The organism is uncultured Thiocystis sp., assembly GCF_903866365.1.
In the GTDB taxonomy this organism is placed as follows: Bacteria; Pseudomonadota; Gammaproteobacteria; order Chromatiales; family Chromatiaceae; genus Chromatium.
The window spans coordinates 1-20,085 of record NZ_CAIPNF010000441.1 but is presented as its reverse complement, the minus strand read 5'-3'; the positions used below and the strand labels follow the sequence as shown (position 1 = coordinate 20,085).

Below are 20,085 nucleotides of genomic sequence, written 5' to 3'. Positions count from 1 at the left end.
ACGATTTCTGGAGCACTCCATGCGCGGTCTGGTCTTTGCATTGCCCTTTACTCTTTCGATTCTGGCCCAGCCGCTCGCCGCCGAGGTCGGTATCGCCAAGATACTTGCCCCCTGGGAGGCCAATGGTCAATTATTCCAGGTCGCCGTGGACAGGCTCCAGTTCATCGGCACCTTCGAAGGCATCATGTATATCGAGAGTGGCGACGGTCTGCTCGATGCGGCGCTCTTCACCTGCCCCTCCACTCAGCTCATCCATATCCTCAGCAACGAGATGCAGGGCCACGGCTACTGCACGATCGAAAGCCCCGCGGGCGATTATGTCTATGCCGAGTTCAACTGCAACGGCCAGCCGGGATCCTGCAAGGGCAGCTTTACCCTGACCGGCGGCACCGGCAAGCTGACGGGGATTACCGGCGAAAGCGCGATGATCGTGCGCACCGCGTTGAGCGGCACGAGCATCGATCAGACAAGTGGCGGCACCGTGTCCGCCGCCAAGGGTCTGGCGATCTGGCCAGAGATGCGTTTCGAGGTGCCGGGCGGAAACCCCAGGTTCGGCATGCTGGGAACCGGTCCGGACAGCGCCGACCAGGCCGACGAGACAGGCAAACCGGGTGCATCCAACCCATCCAACGACTTGGGCGAATCCGCCAATCCCGTCGATCCTTGATCCTTACGCCGCGTCCGTAGCGACGCGGTTCAGGCGTTTTTCAGGATCGCTCGGCGTCGGGCTGAAACGCCAGCGAGACCGAATTGATACAGTAACGCAGCCCGGTCGGACGCGGACCGTCCGGGAAGACGTGGCCAAGATGCGCGCCGCAACCCTGACAGACCACCTCGACACGGCGCATCCCATGACTGGCGTCCACCTTCTCCGCGACCGCCTCGGGATTGGCGGGCTGCCAGAAACTCGGCCAGCCGGTACCCGAATCGAATTTTTCGTCCGAGTTGAACAGCGGTTCGCCACAACAACTGCAACGGTAGAGACCCCGCTCCTTGAAGGCGTGATATTGGCCGGTAAAGGCGGGTTCGGTGCCTTTCTCGCGACAGACGTGGTATTGCTGTCCGGTGAGTTCCGCCCGCCATTCGGCGTCTGTTTTTTCGATTTTCCCGCGCATGTCGATTCTCTCTTGAATCCGATCGGACAAAATTCAGCGTCGTCTTGAGCCGCGTCGGTCGCGGCCCCTATACTGCGCGATCGCTTCTGCCGATTCTTATGGGGCCTGGTTCCGCCGATGTCCAGCCACGAGCGAAGACCGGGCACCGCCGCGCAAGCGGTTCTTTTTCGAGGGCCAAACGGATGTTTTTGCGCAACCGGCACCGCCTATGGATCCGTATCTTTTTCGTGTTGAGCGCCATCGCGCTCTTCCTATTCGGTTATCAATGGGGCAACCGTTACCAACAGTCACCATCGGAAACCCTCGCCATCGACGGCGTGCTGGTGCGACCGCCCGTCACCCTGCCGGACTTTCAACTGAAGGATCCATTCGGACGCGAGTTCGACCGCAAGACGCTGGAGAGCGGCTGGAGCCTGCTCGCCTTCGGCGATCTCTCGCGTGCCTCGGGCCAGCTCGCCGTGCAGCGTCTGATCGATGTCCGCAATCGGCTCGCCGATCAGGCTGCACTCGGACAGGCGCTGCGGCTGGTGCTGATCGCGACCGCCGAAACGCCGACGCTAGCGCGGGACTTTGCCGGTCTGACAACCTCGCTCTTCATTCTCAGCGGGGAGTCCTCGCGGATCGCACCGCTCCGCGACGCCTTGAGTTCGCTGGACGACGAGGCTCCGGCGCTCTATGTCATCGGCCCTGACGCTCGGTTACTGGCCCTGTTCCCGGACAGGGAGACAGGCGCTACCATGGCCGAGGATCTCAAGGCGCTCTTTCACGCACATCAACCGTAGTGACCCGAACACTGATGACTGACCACCCGACCTCCTCGCCGCGCGAACGCCTGTTCGTCGCGCTTCAGCATCTCCTGCCTCAGCATGGGCTTTCGACCTTGATGCATCGGCTGGCGCGCGTGCGCTGGCGTCCGCTCAAGGCGCTCCTGATTCGCGCCTTCGCGCGACTCTATCGGATCGACAGGACGCTGGCGGTGGAGCCGGACCTGTCCGCCTATCCTCATTTCAACGCCTTCTTCACCCGCGCGCTGCGCCCGGATGTCCGTCCGCTCGATCCGGATCCAGACGCGGTTCTCTGCCCAGTTGACGGCACCATCAGCCAGATCGGCCGGATCGCGGCGGGCCGGCTGATTCAGGCCAAGGGACAGGATTACGGGGCGGGCGAGCTGCTAGGACTGGCGGACCACGCGGCACATCCGTTCGAGGATGGAGTCTTCGCGACCATCTATCTCGCGCCGAGCGATTACCATCGCATCCATATGCCGCTGGCGGGCACGCTCGCCGGGATGACCTATGCGCCGGGTCGACTCTTTAGCGTCAATCACAGCACGGCCAAGCTCGTGCCGGGGCTGTTCGCCCGTAACGAGCGGGTCGTCTGTCGTTTCGCGACCGAGGCGGGCGAGATGGCCATGGTGCTGGTGGGCGCGATCTTCGTCGGCGGTATCGAGACCGTCTGGGCGGGCGAAATCACGCCGCCGCACTCGGGGCGCGTGCTTCAGCACTGGGAGTATCGCAACGCGGCCAATCCCGTCCGCCTGGAACGCGGCGCCGAGATGGGTCGTTTCAATCTTGGGTCGACCGTGGTTCTGCTCTTCCCGCCGGGCAAGGTTCAGTGGGAGCCCAGTCTTGTCCCCGGCCAGCCGGTGCGCCTCGGCCAGCGGCTTGGGGTGTACGAATAACCTGGCTTCCCGGGAGCGCCGACATCCTGTCCATTCGCTTCCGTCGTCGATGCCAAAATAGTTCTTGAAAGAGTAACCGGGAAATTGGGATTGTCCGCAGGCGGTATCGCTCAGGGTCGATATCAAGAAACGCCGCTACTAAAAACCTATGAAAATCTCAAAGGTCTGTATACGCCGTCACTGCCATTGCCTTAAAAGGATTTCAAGGTCTTACATGACTCTTGCGTACGGATTAACGTCCAACCGTAGCGCGTCTGGACGGTGCGAGAAGCACAGGATGAGTTTAGTAGATGCCTATTGCTGCGTCAAATTCGGATCGAAACATTGAGATTTTATAAGAAAAACATAGATTTTAGTCAACAGTTGCGAACCCCCTTGCCGGTCCTGTATCGCGAAAGACTGGATCAGCACTCAGCCGGAAAAATCAGGTAGCATGCCCCCATTTCTGACGGCAAAGAATGGAAACTCACCGGGTGTTAAACAGCGCAGATTGCTCTTCATGACGACAGAACGCGGATCAGGCATCGAAGAACGAGGGACGCCGCGCGCGCCAAAGCAGACCCGGACACCGGCTCCTTACTCCTCCAAAATCATCAAGGCAGGCGCCTTAATCGGAGACACCAAGACGTTGCTGTCCCTGTGGGATGTCGCTGCGTCAATGGCGGAAAACCTCAACCGGATGCAGCGGGACAACGTTTTTGCGAAGGCATCGCGTTCCCGCGTCGAAGACATCCTGGCGATTTTTCGGGCGCGCTATCTTGCTGAAACGTCAGTCACGCAGGCGCTCGTGACACTTGTCCGTGGAAATTTCCCGAGTGTCGCGCTGGAGAAAATCCTCTATTTCCACGCCGCGCGCGCGGATCGGTTGCTCAGCGATGTCGTGACCGAGATCCTGGTGCCGATGCACGAACAGGGTCTGACGGACCTCCAGGCGACGCAGGTTCAACGGTCATTGACCCAATGGGCGGAGGCAGGCAAAACCACCGGGCATTGGTCCGAGTCCACGATTGACCGCGTGACCCGTGGTCTACTCGCCGCTTTGCGGGACTTCGGCGTGCTTCAGGGTGTCGTCCATAAAAAGATCGCCCCGGCCTTTCTTCCGGTCGACGCCTTTGCCTACATCATGTTCTACCTGAAACAGCATCAGCCCTCGGGAAGCAAGCTGATCGAGTTACCGGATTGGAAACTCTTTTTTCTGACGCGAGACGGCGTCGAGCGATTGCTGTTCGAGGCTCACCAGCATGAACTGCTGGAGTACCACGTCGCCGGTAACGTCACCCGCCTGACCTTCCCCGCCGGTACGCTGGAGGAGTACGCGCATGTCCTCGCTCAAAGATAGCATCGCGCATCTTGAGAGCGATCTGAAGGCCGTGCCGCCCCGGATCAACGTCTATCAGGATCTCCCCTTTGCGATCCTGCGCTACGACGCGAGCGACGAATGGACGCTGCGCCGGGAGATCAAGCTGCTGGCCACGCGCCTGGAGGCCATGGGTAAAGCGGTTCACCTCCTTTCCATGTCGGACCTGCTGTGGGCCGCGTTGGAGCAAGTGCACGAGCAGGACGACGACGAAGGCTTGGACGCCATCATCGCCCTGGAACAGGAGCGCGGCTATGTCGAGGCGCAACAGCAGTTGACCACCTACCTGTCCAGCAAGGTCTGGAGGCCCCTATGGGAGGTACTTGCCGCACGGCTGGCCGCCATCGACCCCGCGCATTCCATCGTCTTTCTCACCCGCGTGGCGGCCATGTCGCCGGGTATCTTCCACATGTCGATGTTGCTCGACAAGATGCACGGTCAAACCGCCGTGACCACGATTCTCTGTTATCCCGGTTCCATCGAAGGCACGACTGGGCTGCGTTTTATGGATTTGAAAGACCGCGATGCGTTAGGCAATTACCGCGTCAAAATCTACGGCTGAGGCAAGGATCAGGACACACATGACAACCATTGGCGAACTGCTGGTACGCGACCTCAGTCGCAAGATCGAAGAAATCATCCAGGTCGATCAAGCCGACGAGGAATCGGTCTATGCGGAAATCACGGAGTACGTTGCCACCGACAGCATTCGTGAACAGTATCGCCAACTGTTGACCGCGATTGCCGAAGCCCCCGCCGACCCGCATGAAAGTATCGGCATCTGGGCCTCCGGTTTTTTTGGCTCCGGCAAAAGCTCCTTCTCCAAGAACCTGGGTTACGCACTGGAAAACCGACCGGTGCTCGGACATCAATTCGCCGATCTGTTCAAGCAGCAACTCGATGACCCACGCATCAGCAACTTACTCGACCTGATCAACCGCAAGACGCCGACCGAGGTCATTCTCTTTGAAGTGGCAAAAGAGGCGGATACGCGGAAGGTCACGCAGCGGATTGCCGAGTTGATGTACACGGTTTTATTGCGAGAGCTGGACTACGCGGAAGATTTCGACATCGCCGAGTTGGAAATCACGCTGGAAGCAGAAGGACGTTTAGAGCAGTTCATTCAGCTTGCCGAAAAAGAGGGAAAAGCATGGCGAAAGACACGCACTGGAAGCCACAAAATTAACCGGGCCAGTGCGATTCTCCATGAACTGGAACCGACGACGTATTCGTCATCGGATTCATGGGCCAGATCATTTCGGAACCAAGAAGCAACGATCACGGTGCGCAAGGTCGTCGAACGCACCTTTGAACTCTGGGGCCGCCGCCGCCCCGGCAAGGCGCTGGTCTTCATCATCGACGAAGTGGGCCAGCATGTCGCCCGCAGCGGCGACAAGATCGAAGACTTGCGGGCTACCATCGAAGAATTCGGCAAGGTCAGTAAGAACTTGTTGAAGGCCCGCAAGATTACCGCGCCCTGCTGGATCGTCGTCACCTCCCAGGAAAAGCTCGATGAAGTGGTCGCCGCCATCGATTCCAAACGGGTCGATTTGGCCAAACTTCAGGATCGTTTTCGCTATCGCGTCGATCTCGCCCCGTCCGACATTCGGGAAGTCGCCACCAAGCGCGTCCTGGCCAAGACAGCCGACGCCGAGGCGCCGCTCAGGACGCTCTTCGCCACCCATCAGGGACAGTTGAACGCCGCCCTGCGCCTGGAACGGACGGCCCGACGCACCGACATCACCGAAGACGACTTCGTGCACTTCTACCCGTATCCCCCGCACTACATCGATCTCTGCATCGGGATCATGTCGGGGATCCGGCTGCAACCCGGCGCCCCCCGGCACTACGGCGGCAGTAACCGCACGATCATCAAACAAGCCTACGAGATGCTGGTGTCGGATCGCACCGCCTTCGCCAGGAAGCCCATCGGCGCCCTGGTGACCCTGGACAAGGTCTTCGAGTTGGTGGAAGGCAACCTCTCGAACGAGAAGCGCACCGACATGTATCAGATTGCCGAACGCTTCAACCTGGATCCCGAAGATCAGGGTTGGTCGCTGCGCGTGGCCAAGGCCATCTGCCTGCTGGAATTCATCCGCGACCTGCCCCGGACCGAGGCCAACCTGGCGGCGGTGCTGGTCGATGAAGTCGGCCTAGCCACGCCACTCCAGGAGGTTCAGGATGCGGTCAAGCGGTTGTACCGCGCGCAATTCATTCGCAACAGCGAGGACGGCTGGAAGCTTCAGACCGCCCAGGAAAAGAACTGGGAAACCGAACGGCGGGGCCATCTGGAACCCAAGCCCCGCGAGCGCAACGAACTGGTCCGGACCGCGCTGCAAAAAATCTTCGATGAACCCGAGTTCAAGACCTTCCGCTACCAGAACCGATCCTTCCGCATCGGGATCAACCTCGATGGCGCGAGCACCGGCGACGACGGCGAACTGCCGCTAACCCTATGCGTCACCGAGGATGCCGACGAACTCACTACCCGGATTGAAGACAAGCGGACCGACAGCCAGCAGCCGTCGCATGCGTCCGATCTCTACTGGTTGTTCTCCCTGACACCGGAAATCGATGAACTGGTCGGTCAACTGCATGCCTCGCGCAAGATGGTGGACAAGTACAACCAACTGAGCGCCCAGCAGAAGATCAGCCCCGACGAGGCGACCTGCCTTCAGGACGAAAAAAACGCGAAGAACACTTACGAAACCCGCCTGCGGGACAAGTTGACCGAAGCCATGGAACGTGGCACCGGCCTGTTCCGGGGCGTGCAGAAGGATGCCTCCGCCCTGGGCAAGGGCTTGAGCGAGATCCTCAAGAAGTTGTTCGGTCAGTTCGTGCCCGACTTGTATCCGAAGCTGCACATGGGCTCTCGGCCCCTTAAGGGCGACGAGGCGGAACAGATTCTCAAGGCGGCGGATCTCAAAGCCCTGCCCGCCGTCTTCTACCTCGGCGACCAGGGGCTGGGACTGGTCATCAAGGAGGGTCCAAAGCACCTCGTCGACACCCAGGCCGAGGTCGCCAGGGAAGTGCTGGACTACCTCAAGAGCGAACACGGCTACGGCAACAAAGACAGCCGCATGGGCAAGGCGCTGGAGAAACGCTTCGGTGGTACGCCCTATGGCTGGGAGCGTGACATGCTGCGGCTGATCCTCGCCACGCTGTTCCGGGCCGGCGAGATCGAAGTCACGCACCAAGGCAACCGCTTCCATAGCTATCAGGATCCGGCCTCGCGCACGCCCTTCACCAGCAATCCCGCCTTTCGATCGTCGCTGTTCTCCCCCCGGCAATCGGTCGGGCTCAAGACGCTCACCCAAGCCGTGCAGCAACTCGAAGACCTGATTGGCGAAGAGGTCGATGTCGAAGAAGGGGCCATCGCCACGGCGTTCAAAAAAGTCGCGGCGGAAGAGCTGGAAAAGCTCTATCCGCTGAAGGCCACGGCTGAAGCCCACCAGCTTCCGATTCTGCCGATGTTGTCCGAGTACCAACAGATGCTGGTCGGTATCCAGTCCGCCACCTCGGACGACTGCGTTCACATCCTCATCGACAACGGGGCCGACTTTGGCGAGACCAGGGACAAGGCGCGGAAACTGCGCGAATTCCTAAACGCCGCCGCCATCGAGATCCTGCGTCAAGCCCGCCAAGCCACGGACCAGGTCTGGCAGCGTCTGGCCGCCCACCATCCGTCCCCGGAACTCAGTACGACGGTGACGGAACTGACGGCACACTTGGCATCCGAGGACTTCATCGATTCGTGGGACGCCATTGCCCAGCACACCAAGACGATCCTGGACGCCTACCAAACCGCCTACGGTGATCTTTTTGATCGTCGCAAGCAGTCCTACGAAGCGGCTATCGGTGACATCCAGAACCGCCCCGAATGGGGACCATTGGACGCGACCAACCCCAGCCTGACGGCATCCCTGCTGTCGCCGCTGTTAAGCCGCGTTGGCGCCGACGCCGACCGAGAGGCCGTGGTCAGCGGCCAGTCGCTGGGCAAGGCCAGTTTGACGGAAATGGAATCGGACCTTGCCGCCGTGGCGGGGTTGAACGCATCGGTCATGGTTAAGTTGCAGGAACTTTCGATTGGCAGCAAGAAAAAAGCCCCAGTGCGAAAGATCCGGGTCTCGGCGTTCTTCAACCGGCCCATCGAAACGCAAGCAGAACTCGACCAAGCCCTCCATCTGATTCGGGATTCACTCCAGAAGTGCATCGACGAAGGCGCCATTATTATTTTGGAATAGTTATTGGTTATTGGTTATTGGTTATTGGTGGGATTTTGGCGACGGTTTCGTTTGAGAAGCTTGAGATTTATCAGCTTTCCGAGAGGCTTTCGGATGAGCTGTGGGTACTTGTTTTGTCGTGGGACTCTTTTGCAAAAGATACCCTTGGCAAGCAATTGGTTCGTGCTGTCGATAGTATCGGCGCCAACATTGCCGAGGGAAGTGGACGGGGCAGCTTTCAGGATAATCGGCGGTTTGTGCGCATTGCGCGCGGATCGCTGAATGAAACAAGGCATTGGTTGCGTCGGGCATTCAAAAGAGGACTGCTTACCCAATCGCAGGTGGAATCCCTGAAACCATTACTTGACGAACTCGCCCCTCGCCTCAACGCCTACCTGAACTCCATCAGCCGCAACATCACCAACGAACAAATAACAAATAACAAATAACAATGAACCAAGAACTCAGAAACAAGCTCAGGAACGTCGTCACGCAATGCCGCAAGCTGCTTGAGGACGCGATTTCGCAAGAGTTGGAGGGGAAATACGGCATCTTCGCCCGCAAGGATCGCGTCACCGCCGATCCCGGCGCGCCCATGGCACACCTGACCGAAGAAGAACAAAACTATCGCCGTGACCTCATCGACCACCTCAACCACATCCAAAGCAGTATCGCCAAATCCCCAATAACAAATAACCAAGAACAAATAACTCCCCCCGCGCTCGATCAGTTGGTGCGCGAAATCGCCTTTACCCATCTCAACCGGCTCTGCGCCTACAAGATGATGGAGGCCCGCGAGGTCTACGTCGGCGGGCAGAAATTCCGCGAGGCGGTCAGCCGGGGCGTGAATTCCAACGGGGTGAAGTTCTATCTGGCCGAGCATGAAGACGACGAGCGGCTCTTCAACACCGGTCATCAGGATGTCGCCTATCGGCATTTTCTGGACTGGCTGGGTGCGGCGCTCTCCGATGAGATCGGCGTCTTGTTCAGCCCCAATGACCCGGCGAATCGCCTCTATCCGCGCCAGAAGACGCTCGACGAGGTGCTGGACCTGCTGAACGGGGGCGGCATCAAGGCCGAAGACACTGAGTTACGAGAAGAGTGGCCCAAGATATGGTCGCAGGACGAAACCATCGGCTGGGTCTACCAGTATTTCACGCCCAAGGAACTGCGGGATCAGGCGCGCAAGGAAAGCCAGGCGCCGCGCAATTCCTACGAACTGGCTTTCCGCAACCAGTTCTTCACACCCCGTTACGTGGTCGAGTTCCTGACCGATAACACCTTGGGCCGCATCTGGTACGAGATGCGCAAAGGACAGACCAAGCTTAAAGACCATTGCCGTTATTTGGTGCGGCGGCCGAATGAGGTGTTTTTGGTTCCTGGTTCTTCGTTATTGGTTCCTGGTGATTCAGCTAACCCAGAACAAATAACAAATAGCCAAGAACAATTAACTCAGGAAGCATTGCTCAAGCTCCCGGTCCACATCCCCCACCGCCCGAAGAAAGACCCGCGCGAACTGAAAATCCTCGATCCCGCCTGCGGGAGTGGGCATTTTCTGCTGTACTGCTTTGACCTCTTGCTGACGATTTATGAAGAAGCCTATGCCGACCCCGATCTCGGCCCGGCGCTCCAACAGGATTACCTGACGCTGGACGACCTGCGCCGCGATGTTCCCCGATTGATCCTCGCCCACAATCTGCATGGCATCGACATCGATGGACGTGCCAGCCAGATTGCGGCCCTTGCCCTCTGGCTGCGCTGCCAGCGGGCCTATCAGGACATGGGGCTGAAAAAGGACCGGCCCAAAATTACCCGCTCGAATGTCGTCTGTGCCGAGCCGATGCCCGGTGAAGCGCGGATGCTCAAGGAGTTCGTCGATCAGCTTGAACCCAGGGTGCTCGGCCAGGTCGTGGAAGTCGTCTTCGACAAGATAAAGCTCGCTGGCGAGGCCGGTTCGCTACTCAAGATCGAGGAAGAGATTCGGGATGCCGTGGCCGCCGCCAGGAAGCAATGGGATCGGGCGACGGCCCCGGCTATGGATCGTCGAGGTCAGCCGCTGTTGTTCGCCCAGGTAGAGTTGGATCGGCTGGATGGGAGGCCGGAGCAGGGATCGCTGTTCGATCTGTCGGACATCACGGACTCGCAGTTTTTCGAGCAGGCCGAATCCAAGGTGATCGATGCGCTGCGTCGGTATGCGGAGGGGGCGCAGAACGGGCAGCGGTTGCAGCGACGGCTGTTTGCCGAGGATGCGGTGCGGGGGTTTGCCTTTGTTGATCTGTGCCAGAAGCGGTATGACGTTGTGCTGATGAATCCGCCATTTGGTGAGCCGGTGCGCTCTACGAGTGACTATTTGCAAGCCCAATACCCCGACTCTAAACACGATCTATTCGCTGCTTTTTATGATCGTTGTTTCCAACAGCTCGCGCATCAGGGGCTACTTGGTGAACTATCAAGCAGAGTTGGTTTTTTCCTTAAATCCTTTGCGGACTGGCGGCACACCCTCGTTTACGATCATTCGTTACAAATTATGGTCGATCTCGGATCAGGAGTTCTTGATACCGCTGCCGTAGAAGCCTGTTGTTACGTTGTTGCCAAAGAGCGGGTCGCAAAAACGATTATCTTTCGTTTACTAGTAGATTTCGACAAAGCACAAAGTCTATCAATGGCTGTTGGCGACTTGAATAGCAAACGGATATTCGTTATTTCTTCGGATCACGCACGCGATTTGCCGTTGCAGCCTTTAGTTTACTGGGTGCCTCAAAAAACACTTAAAAAATTATCACAATTCGATCCATTGGAACCAATGGGTGCAGTCGTTCGCCAGGGATTAGGTACGGGTGATAATGCGCAGTTTATTAGAGCTTTCTGGGAGGTTCCTGCTGAAAAAATTGCGGGATTCCTATGTCTGACACCGCAGGATGTTCGTAATCAACTGTCAGGTGAATATAAATGGGCGTTTCATGTTAGATCAGGAAGTTCTCAACCCTGGTATTCACCGCTTACGCTCGTCATCGAATGGTCACACCAAGGTGAGAAGCTAAAAAATCACTGGCGTTCAAAAGGTGAGTCGCCATCTCGTTATATTCCGAGTGAAGACCTTTATTTTCGGCCTGGTATTAGCTGGACACGAAGGCACTTTCGTCTTGTTCCATATATTGTATCCGCAGGCTGTATTCCATCAGCCAGTCGATACATGGCATTTCCGCACGAAGGCTGCGAATCCGATGTAATCGCAATTAGTGCTTCTATATTGGCAACAGCCTTTATGAGATTCTATGGTGAAAAATTTGAGTGGCCTAACCACTTGGTAGATGCATACAAAAAGATACCATTTTTACCCATTAAAGATGAGTTGAGTATTCGCCTCAAAGATCATATTGAGCATGAAGTGCGCGAGCGTCGTAATTTCTACCGCAATCGCGAACCATTTCTTGATTTTACACTTCCAAGCATGATCAAGTCATGGGTAGCAAGTGAGTCAACAGGATGGAGCTGGTTTACTCTTATTGGCGATGAGCTTGAAGAAGAGATTGGAATGTCATTTGGTTTAGCAAAGGATGAACTTGCTATCTTGGCGCGTGATATGAATGAAGCTGTTCAGATGAGGCTACGAGTATCGGTTGCGGAAAACGATAGTTCCTCGGACACTGAAATCGAATCGGATGGTGACTCAGAGTTGAATTTTGATCTGTCGCAAAGAGGAATTGCGAGCGATGTCATTTCGTGGGTCTTCGGGGTGCTAATAGGTCGCTGGGATGTCCGATATGCATTAGACCCTTCTATATCGCCTTGTCTACCTGAGGTATTTGCTCCAAACAATGCGTTTCCACTTGGATCTTTACTTGGTTCAGACGGACATCCGGCAACAAAGGAAGATGATATTGAAAGCCACTACTTGGCTGCTCCAGAAGGTTCTAATCTAAATCAAGAAAAAATATTTTGTAACGACAGAAAATATCCAGTTACAGTTTCATGGGATGGCATTCTTGTCGATGACACGGAGCATCCGACTGATGTATTAGCAGGTGTCCGCCGTGTCCTCGAAAAAATTTGGCCAAACGAGCACGAAAAACAAGAGGAGATGTTCTGCGATGCCCTTCAGATTAAGAATCTAGGAGATTATTTACGCAAGGCAGGCAAAGGTGGTTTTTGGAATGACCATATCAAACGCTATTCGATGAGCCGTCGCAAGGCCCCAATCTACTGGCTACTCCAGTCCTCGAAGAAAAACTACGCCATTTGGCTCTACTACCATCGCCTCGATAAAGACCTGCTCTTCAAGGCGCTGGTGAACTATGTTGAGCCGAAGATCCGCCTGGAAACCACCCGTCTCGAAACCCTTCTCAGCGACAAGGCCGCCGCCGGCGAATCGAGCAAGGACGCCAAGCGACTCGCCAAAGAGGCCGAACGGCAGGAAGACTTCCTCTCCGAACTGCGGGATTTCGAGGACAAATTGCGTCGAGCGGCGAACCTGCATCTGGAACCCGACCTCAACGATGGCGTGGTGCTCAACATCGCCCCGCTGCATGAACTCGTCCCCTGGAAAGAAGCCAAAAAATACTGGGACGAACTCCTCGCCGGGAAATACGAGTGGTCCGCCATCGGCAAGCAATTGCGCGAGAAAGGGCTGGTGAGCTGATCGAACGAGGATGGCAACACTGGATGTCCGCAACCCTGCACCCGAGGTCGATGACATGCGCAAACAGACGATCACGTTCGATTCGCCGCTGGATGCCCTGGTGGCGGTCGCAAAACGCTTGAGCCTTTACGAAGTGGAGGCCGGGATGGATTCGGCGGATTTCTTTGCGCGTTACGCAAGGGGAGAATCCGGCGACGACGCCCGGTCGGTCGAGTGGGCGAACGATTATCGGCACTTTTTGGCGTTGCACGACTATCTCGAAGAGCGGTTGCATGAAGCTGCATGAGCGACTGGCGGATTATCTGCAAGGCGTCGAAACATCCCTTGCCGGCCTGAATGACGTGGAATTCGAGTCCTACGTTGAGGAAGTGCTGTCTTCAACGCGCGCCAATCTGCGAATTCGAATTCGTTTCGACGGTGGAATCCTTCTGGAGATCAATGAGGCCGTCGTGGTGGAAAGCGACCGCTTGGATCATCTGGATTATCGGTATCACTGTCAGCGTGCCGACGCATCATTGGTGTTTCGGTACGACAGCACGCCGCACTTTCCGGATCTACCGGGTTTTCCGCAACATAAGCACCTTCCCGATGCGACCATCCCGGCGCCGCAACCGCACTTCCACGAGGTTTTGGCGGAGGCCCAGTCCGCTCGCCCATGAAACAATTGGTGCATTGATAAGAAGACCGACCAATCTGGAGTGTAGCCCCATGAACTGGCAAGACCGACTCAGCTCCGACCCCAATATCTGTCACGGAAAGGTGTGCGTCAAAGGCACGCGCGTCATGGTGTCGGTGATCCTCGATAATTTGGCGGAGGGTGAATCGCACCAAGCGATTCGCGAGGGATATCGGATCGAGGAGGAAGATATTCAGGCGGCGCTGCAATATGCCGCAGTGCTGGCGAGCGACCGGATCGTCACCCTGTCCCAGGAAGCGGCCTGATGCGCTTCAAGGTGGATGAGAACCTTCGGAATGGAAGTGCATAAAAGAGGATAACGACCATGCCAACCGTCACCCTTCAGGAAGCGCGGGCCACCTTGCCCGATCTCCTCTATCGTCTGATGCCCGGCGAAGAAGTCACGATCATCGACAATGGGCGGATTGTCGGTCGCTTGTTGCCAGGTGAATCGCCACCGGTCAAGCCGCCCCGGCAACTGGGCACGATGAAAGGATCCGTCGTCGAGATGGCCCCGGAATCCAATGCCGCAACCGGCTTACGCCTTCCACCCGGTCTTGGCAAGGGGTACATCACCATTGTCTCGAACGACGATGACCATCTCATCGACTTCGCGGACGATAGGCCGTGAGCTGCTGCTCTGCACTACTTGGAAGTGAACCGTTCCTCATCCAACAGGAGCCATGAACATGACGACGATCGCCCTCGAACAAACCCAAACCACCTTGTCAGAGCTGATCCATCGCCTGACGCCAGGTGAAGAGGTCATCATTTTTGAGAATGATCGAGCCGTCGCCCGTTTAGTGCTGAATCCCTTGCCCTCCGCCAGGCAAACCGAGCCTGTCAGTCGCTGGCCATGCAAAGCGGGCAGCGCAAAAAACACCATACATTGGATGGCGTCGGACTTTGACGCCCCACTGGACGAGTTCAAGGAATACATGGAGTGAGCGATATTCTGCTCGACACCCATGCCTTCTTGTGGTTCGTCTGGGATGACGCTCTGCTGAGTCCGGCGGCCAAGCAACTGATCGAAGACCCGACAAACCATAAATTGGTGAGCGTGGCCTCCTGCTGGGAGATCGCCATCAAGGCCGGGCTTAAAAAGCTCGACCTTGGCGAACCAGCCGCAACCTTCCTATCCCGTGAGTTGGCGGCGAACCATTTCGACCTCCTTGAGATTCGGCTCGCCCACGCGACCCTTGTGGAAACGCTGCCCCTGCATCACAAAGACCCCTTCGACCGCCTGCTGGCCGCGCAGGCATTGATCGAAGGCATCCCGCTCGTGAGTGCCGATGCGATCTTCGATCAATACCACGTCAATCGGCTTTGGACGTGAACGAGATGTCTTCCGTCGGCATCGATCAGGACTCAGTATGAATCACCCAACCAGCGGCGTGATCAGCGAATATCTGATTCAACTGATCGCCAAACAGGTCGATGACAAGGGCTTGGTCGTCTGGTACGACCCCGAGCAGGCTTACGGATTGATCGCAGCGGATCTGTCGCTCCCGAACGCCATCGTGGCCCGGTACGACGGTAGTTTCCTCAAACTGCGGCGCGAGATCGACCCCTGGCTCAATGACGGGCAACCGCCCCGGCTGGTGGTCTATGTGCCGCTGGAGCGCACTGCAACCCACAGCGCCCTGATCGAACTCGACTGCGCCGGGGTCATCATGCAGCCCCGCCAGCAACCTCCCGCCTGCAATACCCGCCTGTCAGTGGTGGCCCGCAACGCCCTCAAGCCGCTGCTGGGCGAGGATCAGGTGGCCGAGATCGAACGGCAGGTGGAGGCGGGCAAGCTGTCCCTGGCCGATCTCAATGCGTTGGCCGACAAGGGCAAGGACATCTCGACCGGCGTGCTGACGCTGATCTTCGGCTCCGCCAACCCGCAAGAGGTCGCCCTGGCCTTTCTGCTCGACGACAGGCACGACCACGATATCGGCAAGAAGGAGGCCCAGAAGGAACTGCGCCACTTGCTGCAAAGCAGCTTCGACAGCGAACTCCCCGCGACGGAGGCCCTCGCGCAGTGGCGCGCTCGGTTGGGGCGGCACATCCTGCTCACCGAGTGGTTCGCCGCGCTCAGGCCGCAGGTGCCCGCGTCGCTGGCGTCGGTTCCCGTGGCCAACAGCACGGGCGGGATCGATGCCTGTCTGCGTTTAGCGCGAACCTGGCGCAACAGCCGGGAACACCGGGATCACTATGTGACCGTCGCCAATCAAGTGGAACAGGCGCTGGCCCTCGGGCAGATGGACTGGCCGGTGGAACGGCTCAGGGACAACGAAACCTTCCTGTGCGTTGAACGCGCCTTGCTCGGGCAGGTGGAAAACGAACTGCTCAAGGCGGCGAACCCGGAGTGGCTGCAACTGGCCAGTGATCGACGATCCCGGTTCTGGGCCGATGTGTTTCCGGCGATTCAGGCGCGCTGGGCGCTCATCTCCTCTGCGGCTGAAGTCTTGCTCGAAGCCGACCGTGTCGGCCAGGCGATCAAGCAGGCCCCGACCACGGTTCCGGCCCTGGTCAAAGCCTATGCCGAGGACGATGCGCCTTGGTGTCTGCTCGACACCCACCACCGGCACCTGGAAAGCCGCAAATACAACTTCGAGTTCGCCGCCAGCCACGATCACGACGGACTGGACCAGCTCATCACCAAGGCCGAGCAACGCTATACCGAGGTCGGGTCAGCCTTGGCCAGGCACTTTATCACCCAGTTTCAGAAGGCCAAGCATCCGATCCCTGGGTTGCTGCGGCAGCGGGACATCTTCGAGAAACAGGTGAAGCCGCTCCTGGGCACCGGGAAGGTCGCTTATGTCTGGGTCGATGCGCTGCGCTTCGAGATGGCGCGCGAGTTATCCCGGCTGTTGAAGGACGATTTCAAGCTGGAGCTTCAACCTGCCATCGGCACCCTGCCCACGATCACCGAGATCGGCATGGCGACGCTGCTCCCCAAGGCCCATGAATCGGCCAAGGTCGTCAGCGTGGGGGGCGGTAAACTGGCGTTGGAGATCGCGGGCAAGGTCATCCGGGATCGCAAGGACCGGGTGGCCTTCCTGAAAGAACAGGCGGGGGTCTCCGTCTTCGATGCCCGCCTGGAGGATCTACTCCCCAAACCCGGCAAGAAGGTCAAGGACGGCATTCAGAATGCCCAGTTGATCCTGATCACCTCACAAGAGATCGATGAACTGGGCGAGACCGACAACCTGGCGCAAGCCCGCTTGCAGATCGATGGGGTACTGAGCCATGTACGCCGGGGGGTGCGCATTTTGGCGGATCACGGTATCAAGACCATCGTGCTGGTGGCCGATCATGGGCATCTGTTTGCCGACGAGATCGGCGAAGACATGAAGATCGAGGCCCCCGGCGGCAAGGTGGAAGATCTGCATCGGCGGGTGTGGATCGGCGTTGGGGGAACCTCCGAGCCGTCGTATCTGCGGACCTCGCTCACCGCGCTAGGGGTGGACAGCGAATTCGACATCGCGACGCCCTGGACCTTCGCGGTCTTCAAGGCGAAAGGCGGTGGCCGCGCCTATTTCCACGGCGGTCTGTCGCCCCAGGAACTGATCGTGCCCGTGGTCGTGATGCACGCGACGGCGAAGCCCTCGGCTCCGACCAGCGGGATCGCCTGGACGCTGATCCCCGGCACCGCGAAACTCACGACGCGCTTCTTCTCGGTCCAGATCACCGGGACGCAGGGTCAGGCAAGCCTGTTCGGGTTTGAACCGCCGACGGTGCGCATTGAGCTGCGGGCGAACAAGAAGTGCGTCTCCCATGCCGTGAGCGCCTCCTATGGATTCGAGGATGCGACCGGCGAGGCGAAGCTCAAGGTGGCCGAACAAGACAACAAACAGATCGAACCCAATACCGTCACGGTGATGCTGTCCGAGGAGATCGCCCAGAAGACCGTGGGCGTCTACCTGCTCGATGCCACGACCGGGGCCGAACTGGCGAGTCCCCTGACGGTCGATGTCGCCATTTCGATATGAGTTATTGGTTATTGGTTATTGGTTATTGGTTATTTGGCGACGCAGTAAGCAAGTAACGCTGAACAAATAACCAGGAACAAGGAACAAGGAACAAGGAACAAGGAACAAGGAACAAGGAACAAGGAACAAATATGCCTGAGTTGGATCGAAAAGCGGCCTCCGTGTTTGCGGGCAAGGTCGTCCGCAAGGATTTAGTCCGTAAAGTGAAGGTGGGGGCGAATGTCCCGGTCTTCGTCCTGGAGTACCTGCTGGGGAAATATTGCGCGACCGACGATCCCCTCGCCATCGACGCTGGCTTGAAGGTTGTGAACAGCACCCTGTCCTCGAACTTCGTGCGTCCCGACGAAGCCAACAAGGCGCAATCGTTGCTCAAGGACAAGGGAAAGCTCACGCTCATCGACAAGGTTCAGGTGCGTTATCTGTCCGATGACGACAAACACTGGGCCGAGCTGAAGAATTTCGGTCACAAGTTCGTCCACGTCCCCGAACATTTCCTACGGAACTATGACCGCTTGTTGATGGGCGGTATTTGGGCGCAAATCGATTTAAGGCACCAGTACGACGAAGATCAGAAAGGCAAACGCAGCCCCTTCTGGATCGACAGCCTGAAGCCCATTCAACTGGCGACCTTCGATCTGGACGAGTACCGCGCGTGCCGCAGTCAATTCTCGACCGACGAATGGATCGATCTGCTGTTGCGCACCATCGGCATGGAGCCTTCGTATTTCGAGCGGCGGGTGAAACTGCTCTTCCTGGTGCGCTTGCTGGCGCTGTGTGAGCAAAACTACAACCTGGTCGAACTCGGCCCGCGTGGCACGGGCAAGAGCTACGGTTATCAGGAGCTGTCGCCCTACACGATTCTTCTGACCGGCCCCACGACGGTGGCGAACCTCTTCTACAACATGGCCAGCGGCAAGATGGGGCTGGTCGGTATTTGGGATGCCGTGGCCTTCGACGAAGTTGCCGACCTTCAGAAGATGCCGAAAGAGGTGGTGACCACGCTGAAGACCTATTGCGAATCCGGGACCTTCGCCCGTGGTAAAGATTCGCTGTCGGGTATGGCGTCGATTGCGATGTTCGGCAATACCAACCAGCCCGTGGAGGTCATGGTTCGCTCCTCGCATCTGTTCATGCCGATGCCCGACGTGATTCGGGAAGACATGGCGTTTCTGGACCGCCTCCACTTCTACATCCCCGGCTGGGAAATCCCGAAGATGCGGGTGGAGTTCTTCACCGATCACTATGGTTTCGTCGTGGATTACCTGGCCGAAGCGCTGCGGGAACTGCGCAAGCACAATTTTACCGAGGTCATCGACCGGCATTTCTCGCTCGGATCGCATCTCAATGCCCGCGACGTGAAAGCGGTGCGCAAGACCGTCTCGGGGCTGGTGAAGCTGGTCTACCCGCATGGCGAGTTCACCAAGGCGGAACTGGCCGAACTGGTCGAGTTGGGTCTCGAAGGCCGGCGCCGGGTCAAGGAGCAACTGAAAAAGATGGGCTCGTTCGAGTACCACCAGACCTCGTTCTCCTATCTCGATGGCGAGACCCGTGAGGAGCGGTTTGTTGGCGTACCGGAACAGGGTGGGCGGGACATGATCGCCACCGACCCGCTCGCCCCCGGTTCCGTGTATACGGCGTCGGTCGATGACCAGGGCAAAGTCGGCCTTTATCGGTTGGAAGTGGGCTGTTCACCGGGTACCGGCAAGCTGAAGATCGCCGGGGGTGTGGAAGGCGTCATGAAGGAATCGATCCAGCGGGCGTTTGCCTACTTGATGGGGCATAAAGTGAAGATGGGCGTGGGCCAGCCGATGGACACGACCGATTTTCATGTCGAGGCCATCGATCTACTCAGCAATCGCGTCGCCTGCGATGCCGGAATCGCCCTGGTGGTCGCCATCTACTCCGCGGTCAAACGGCAGCCGGCACAGGCGGGATTGGTCATCCTGGGAGATCTGAGTATTCAAGGAAACATCAAGGCCGTGCGATCACTCGCCGAACCCTTGCAGGTGGCGATGGACAACGGGGCACGCCGGGCCTTGGTGCCGCTGGAGAACAAGCGCAGTCTCCTCGAAGTGTCTGGCGAGATCGTCGAGCGGGTCGATCCGGTGTTTTTCTCCGACCCCATGACGGCAGCCATGAAGGCGTTGGGGATGACGTGAGTCCTAACCCGACGGGGAGCGGGGCCGTGTCCCCGAGCCGCTCCAGCCGCTTAAGAACATCCCCGTCCGCGCCCCACTGCCATTAAGTTAAGGATTTTCCGTTCGCCCTGAGCTTGTCGAAGGGTGGACGGAAAATCCTAGGGCGTGTCATCAATTGTAGTTGTGTGGGAATATTGTCGCCCGACCACTTCAAAATGAACGAGGAGCCCGGATGACTCAGCGTCGCTATGCCCTGCGTGACGATCAATGGGAGCG

General features: G+C 58.0%; 17 protein-coding genes. 16 read left to right on the top strand and 1 reads right to left on the bottom strand.

The window, feature by feature from the left end; translation table 11 throughout:
* The first annotated feature begins 19 nt into the window (after positions 1 to 19).
* Positions 20 to 667, top strand: a complete 648-nt coding sequence (locus QZY07_RS24035; protein ID WP_295408411.1) for a hypothetical protein — start codon at positions 20 to 22, stop codon at positions 665 to 667.
* Between the two features lie 40 nt (positions 668 to 707).
* Here the strand turns inward: QZY07_RS24035 and msrB are convergent, their stop codons facing one another.
* Entirely contained in the window at positions 708 to 1,115 is a 408-nt protein-coding gene (msrB, locus tag QZY07_RS24030) for a peptide-methionine (R)-S-oxide reductase MsrB (RefSeq protein ID WP_295408409.1), read from the bottom strand.
* A 182-nt stretch (positions 1,116 to 1,297) separates the two neighbouring features.
* On the opposite strand from msrB, the gene QZY07_RS24025 reads away from it, so the two are divergent.
* The 15 genes from QZY07_RS24025 to brxL all read left to right on the top strand — a co-directional run bounded on the left by QZY07_RS24025 (position 1,298) and on the right by brxL (position 19,830).
* Positions 1,298 to 1,897 (top strand): hypothetical protein, encoded by a 600-nt coding sequence (locus QZY07_RS24025; protein WP_295408406.1) that lies wholly within the window; start codon positions 1,298 to 1,300, stop codon positions 1,895 to 1,897.
* Positions 1,898 to 1,911: 14 nt separating this feature from the next.
* Positions 1,912 to 2,796: an archaetidylserine decarboxylase gene (gene asd, locus QZY07_RS24020; RefSeq protein WP_295408404.1), complete on the top strand. Its 885-nt coding sequence runs from the start codon at positions 1,912 to 1,914 to the stop codon at positions 2,794 to 2,796.
* 433 nt (positions 2,797 to 3,229) lie between these two features.
* Positions 3,230 to 4,135, top strand: coding sequence for a BrxA family protein (locus QZY07_RS24015; protein WP_363184784.1), 906 nt, complete (start codon positions 3,230 to 3,232; stop codon positions 4,133 to 4,135).
* On the top strand, positions 4,116 to 4,715 hold the full coding sequence (locus QZY07_RS24010) for a BREX protein BrxB domain-containing protein (protein WP_295408400.1): 600 nt from the start codon (positions 4,116 to 4,118) through the stop codon (positions 4,713 to 4,715). Before QZY07_RS24015 ends, QZY07_RS24010 begins: the two co-directional genes overlap by 20 nt.
* Positions 4,716 to 4,734: 19 nt before the next feature.
* Positions 4,735 to 8,397: a BREX system P-loop protein BrxC gene (brxC, locus tag QZY07_RS24005; RefSeq protein ID WP_295408399.1), complete on the top strand. Its 3,663-nt coding sequence runs from the start codon at positions 4,735 to 4,737 to the stop codon at positions 8,395 to 8,397.
* Positions 8,361 to 8,825 (top strand): four helix bundle protein, encoded by a 465-nt coding sequence (locus tag QZY07_RS24000; protein ID WP_295408397.1) that lies wholly within the window; start codon positions 8,361 to 8,363, stop codon positions 8,823 to 8,825. The genes brxC and QZY07_RS24000 overlap by 37 nt, the downstream gene beginning before the upstream one ends.
* A 2-nt stretch (positions 8,826 to 8,827) precedes the next feature.
* Positions 8,828 to 13,015, top strand: a complete 4,188-nt coding sequence (gene pglX, locus QZY07_RS23995; RefSeq protein WP_295408396.1) for a BREX-1 system adenine-specific DNA-methyltransferase PglX — start codon at positions 8,828 to 8,830, stop codon at positions 13,013 to 13,015.
* Between the two features lie 10 nt (positions 13,016 to 13,025).
* Positions 13,026 to 13,301 carry an antitoxin TumA gene (gene tumA, locus QZY07_RS23990; protein ID WP_295408394.1) on the top strand — a complete coding sequence of 92 codons (276 nt, stop codon included), beginning with the start codon at positions 13,026 to 13,028 and terminating at the stop codon, positions 13,299 to 13,301.
* Entirely contained in the window at positions 13,288 to 13,674 is a 387-nt protein-coding gene (gene tumE, locus QZY07_RS23985; RefSeq protein WP_295408392.1) for a toxin TumE, read from the top strand. The genes tumA and tumE overlap by 14 nt, the downstream gene beginning before the upstream one ends.
* Before the next feature lie 49 nt (positions 13,675 to 13,723).
* Positions 13,724 to 13,957: a DUF433 domain-containing protein gene (locus QZY07_RS23980; protein ID WP_295408391.1), complete on the top strand. Its 234-nt coding sequence runs from the start codon at positions 13,724 to 13,726 to the stop codon at positions 13,955 to 13,957.
* Positions 13,958 to 14,016: 59 nt separating this feature from the next.
* Positions 14,017 to 14,322, top strand: coding sequence for a hypothetical protein (locus tag QZY07_RS23975; RefSeq protein WP_295408388.1), 306 nt, complete (start codon positions 14,017 to 14,019; stop codon positions 14,320 to 14,322).
* Between the two features lie 58 nt (positions 14,323 to 14,380).
* Positions 14,381 to 14,638 (top strand): hypothetical protein, encoded by a 258-nt coding sequence (locus QZY07_RS23970; protein ID WP_295408386.1) that lies wholly within the window; start codon positions 14,381 to 14,383, stop codon positions 14,636 to 14,638.
* Positions 14,635 to 15,027 carry a type II toxin-antitoxin system VapC family toxin gene (locus QZY07_RS23965; protein ID WP_295408384.1) on the top strand — a complete coding sequence of 131 codons (393 nt, stop codon included), beginning with the start codon at positions 14,635 to 14,637 and terminating at the stop codon, positions 15,025 to 15,027. Before QZY07_RS23970 ends, QZY07_RS23965 begins: the two co-directional genes overlap by 4 nt.
* A gap of 37 nt (positions 15,028 to 15,064) precedes the next feature.
* The gene (locus tag QZY07_RS23960; protein WP_295408382.1) at positions 15,065 to 17,671 is read left to right on the top strand and encodes a PglZ domain-containing protein; all 2,607 of its coding nucleotides are present in this window, start codon (positions 15,065 to 15,067) and stop codon (positions 17,669 to 17,671) included.
* Positions 17,672 to 17,802: 131 nt separating this feature from the next.
* Positions 17,803 to 19,830, top strand: a complete 2,028-nt coding sequence (brxL, locus tag QZY07_RS23955) for a protease Lon-related BREX system protein BrxL (RefSeq protein ID WP_295408380.1) — start codon at positions 17,803 to 17,805, stop codon at positions 19,828 to 19,830.
* Positions 19,831 to 20,085: the final 255 nt, after the last annotated feature.

Excerpts from the sequence above, each read along its gene's own strand:
- QZY07_RS24035 (WP_295408411.1), top strand. The coding sequence starts at position 20 with ATGCGCGGTCTGGTCTTTGCATTGCCCTTTACTCTTTCGATTCTGGCC.
- msrB (WP_295408409.1), bottom strand. The coding sequence starts at position 1,115 with ATGCGCGGGAAAATCGAAAAAACAGACGCCGAATGGCGGGCGGAACTC.
- QZY07_RS24025 (WP_295408406.1), top strand. The coding sequence starts at position 1,298 with ATGTTTTTGCGCAACCGGCACCGCCTATGGATCCGTATCTTTTTCGTG.
- asd (WP_295408404.1), top strand. The coding sequence starts at position 1,912 with ATGACTGACCACCCGACCTCCTCGCCGCGCGAACGCCTGTTCGTCGCG.
- QZY07_RS24015 (WP_363184784.1), top strand. The coding sequence starts at position 3,230 with ATGCCCCCATTTCTGACGGCAAAGAATGGAAACTCACCGGGTGTTAAA.
- QZY07_RS24010 (WP_295408400.1), top strand. The coding sequence starts at position 4,116 with ATGTCCTCGCTCAAAGATAGCATCGCGCATCTTGAGAGCGATCTGAAG.
- brxC (WP_295408399.1), top strand. The coding sequence starts at position 4,735 with ATGACAACCATTGGCGAACTGCTGGTACGCGACCTCAGTCGCAAGATC.
- pglX (WP_295408396.1), top strand. The coding sequence starts at position 8,828 with ATGAACCAAGAACTCAGAAACAAGCTCAGGAACGTCGTCACGCAATGC.
- tumA (WP_295408394.1), top strand. The coding sequence starts at position 13,026 with ATGGCAACACTGGATGTCCGCAACCCTGCACCCGAGGTCGATGACATG.
- tumE (WP_295408392.1), top strand. The coding sequence starts at position 13,288 with ATGAAGCTGCATGAGCGACTGGCGGATTATCTGCAAGGCGTCGAAACA.
- QZY07_RS23980 (WP_295408391.1), top strand. The coding sequence starts at position 13,724 with ATGAACTGGCAAGACCGACTCAGCTCCGACCCCAATATCTGTCACGGA.
- QZY07_RS23975 (WP_295408388.1), top strand. The coding sequence starts at position 14,017 with ATGCCAACCGTCACCCTTCAGGAAGCGCGGGCCACCTTGCCCGATCTC.
- QZY07_RS23970 (WP_295408386.1), top strand. The coding sequence starts at position 14,381 with ATGACGACGATCGCCCTCGAACAAACCCAAACCACCTTGTCAGAGCTG.
- QZY07_RS23960 (WP_295408382.1), top strand. The coding sequence starts at position 15,065 with ATGAATCACCCAACCAGCGGCGTGATCAGCGAATATCTGATTCAACTG.
- brxL (WP_295408380.1), top strand. The coding sequence starts at position 17,803 with ATGCCTGAGTTGGATCGAAAAGCGGCCTCCGTGTTTGCGGGCAAGGTC.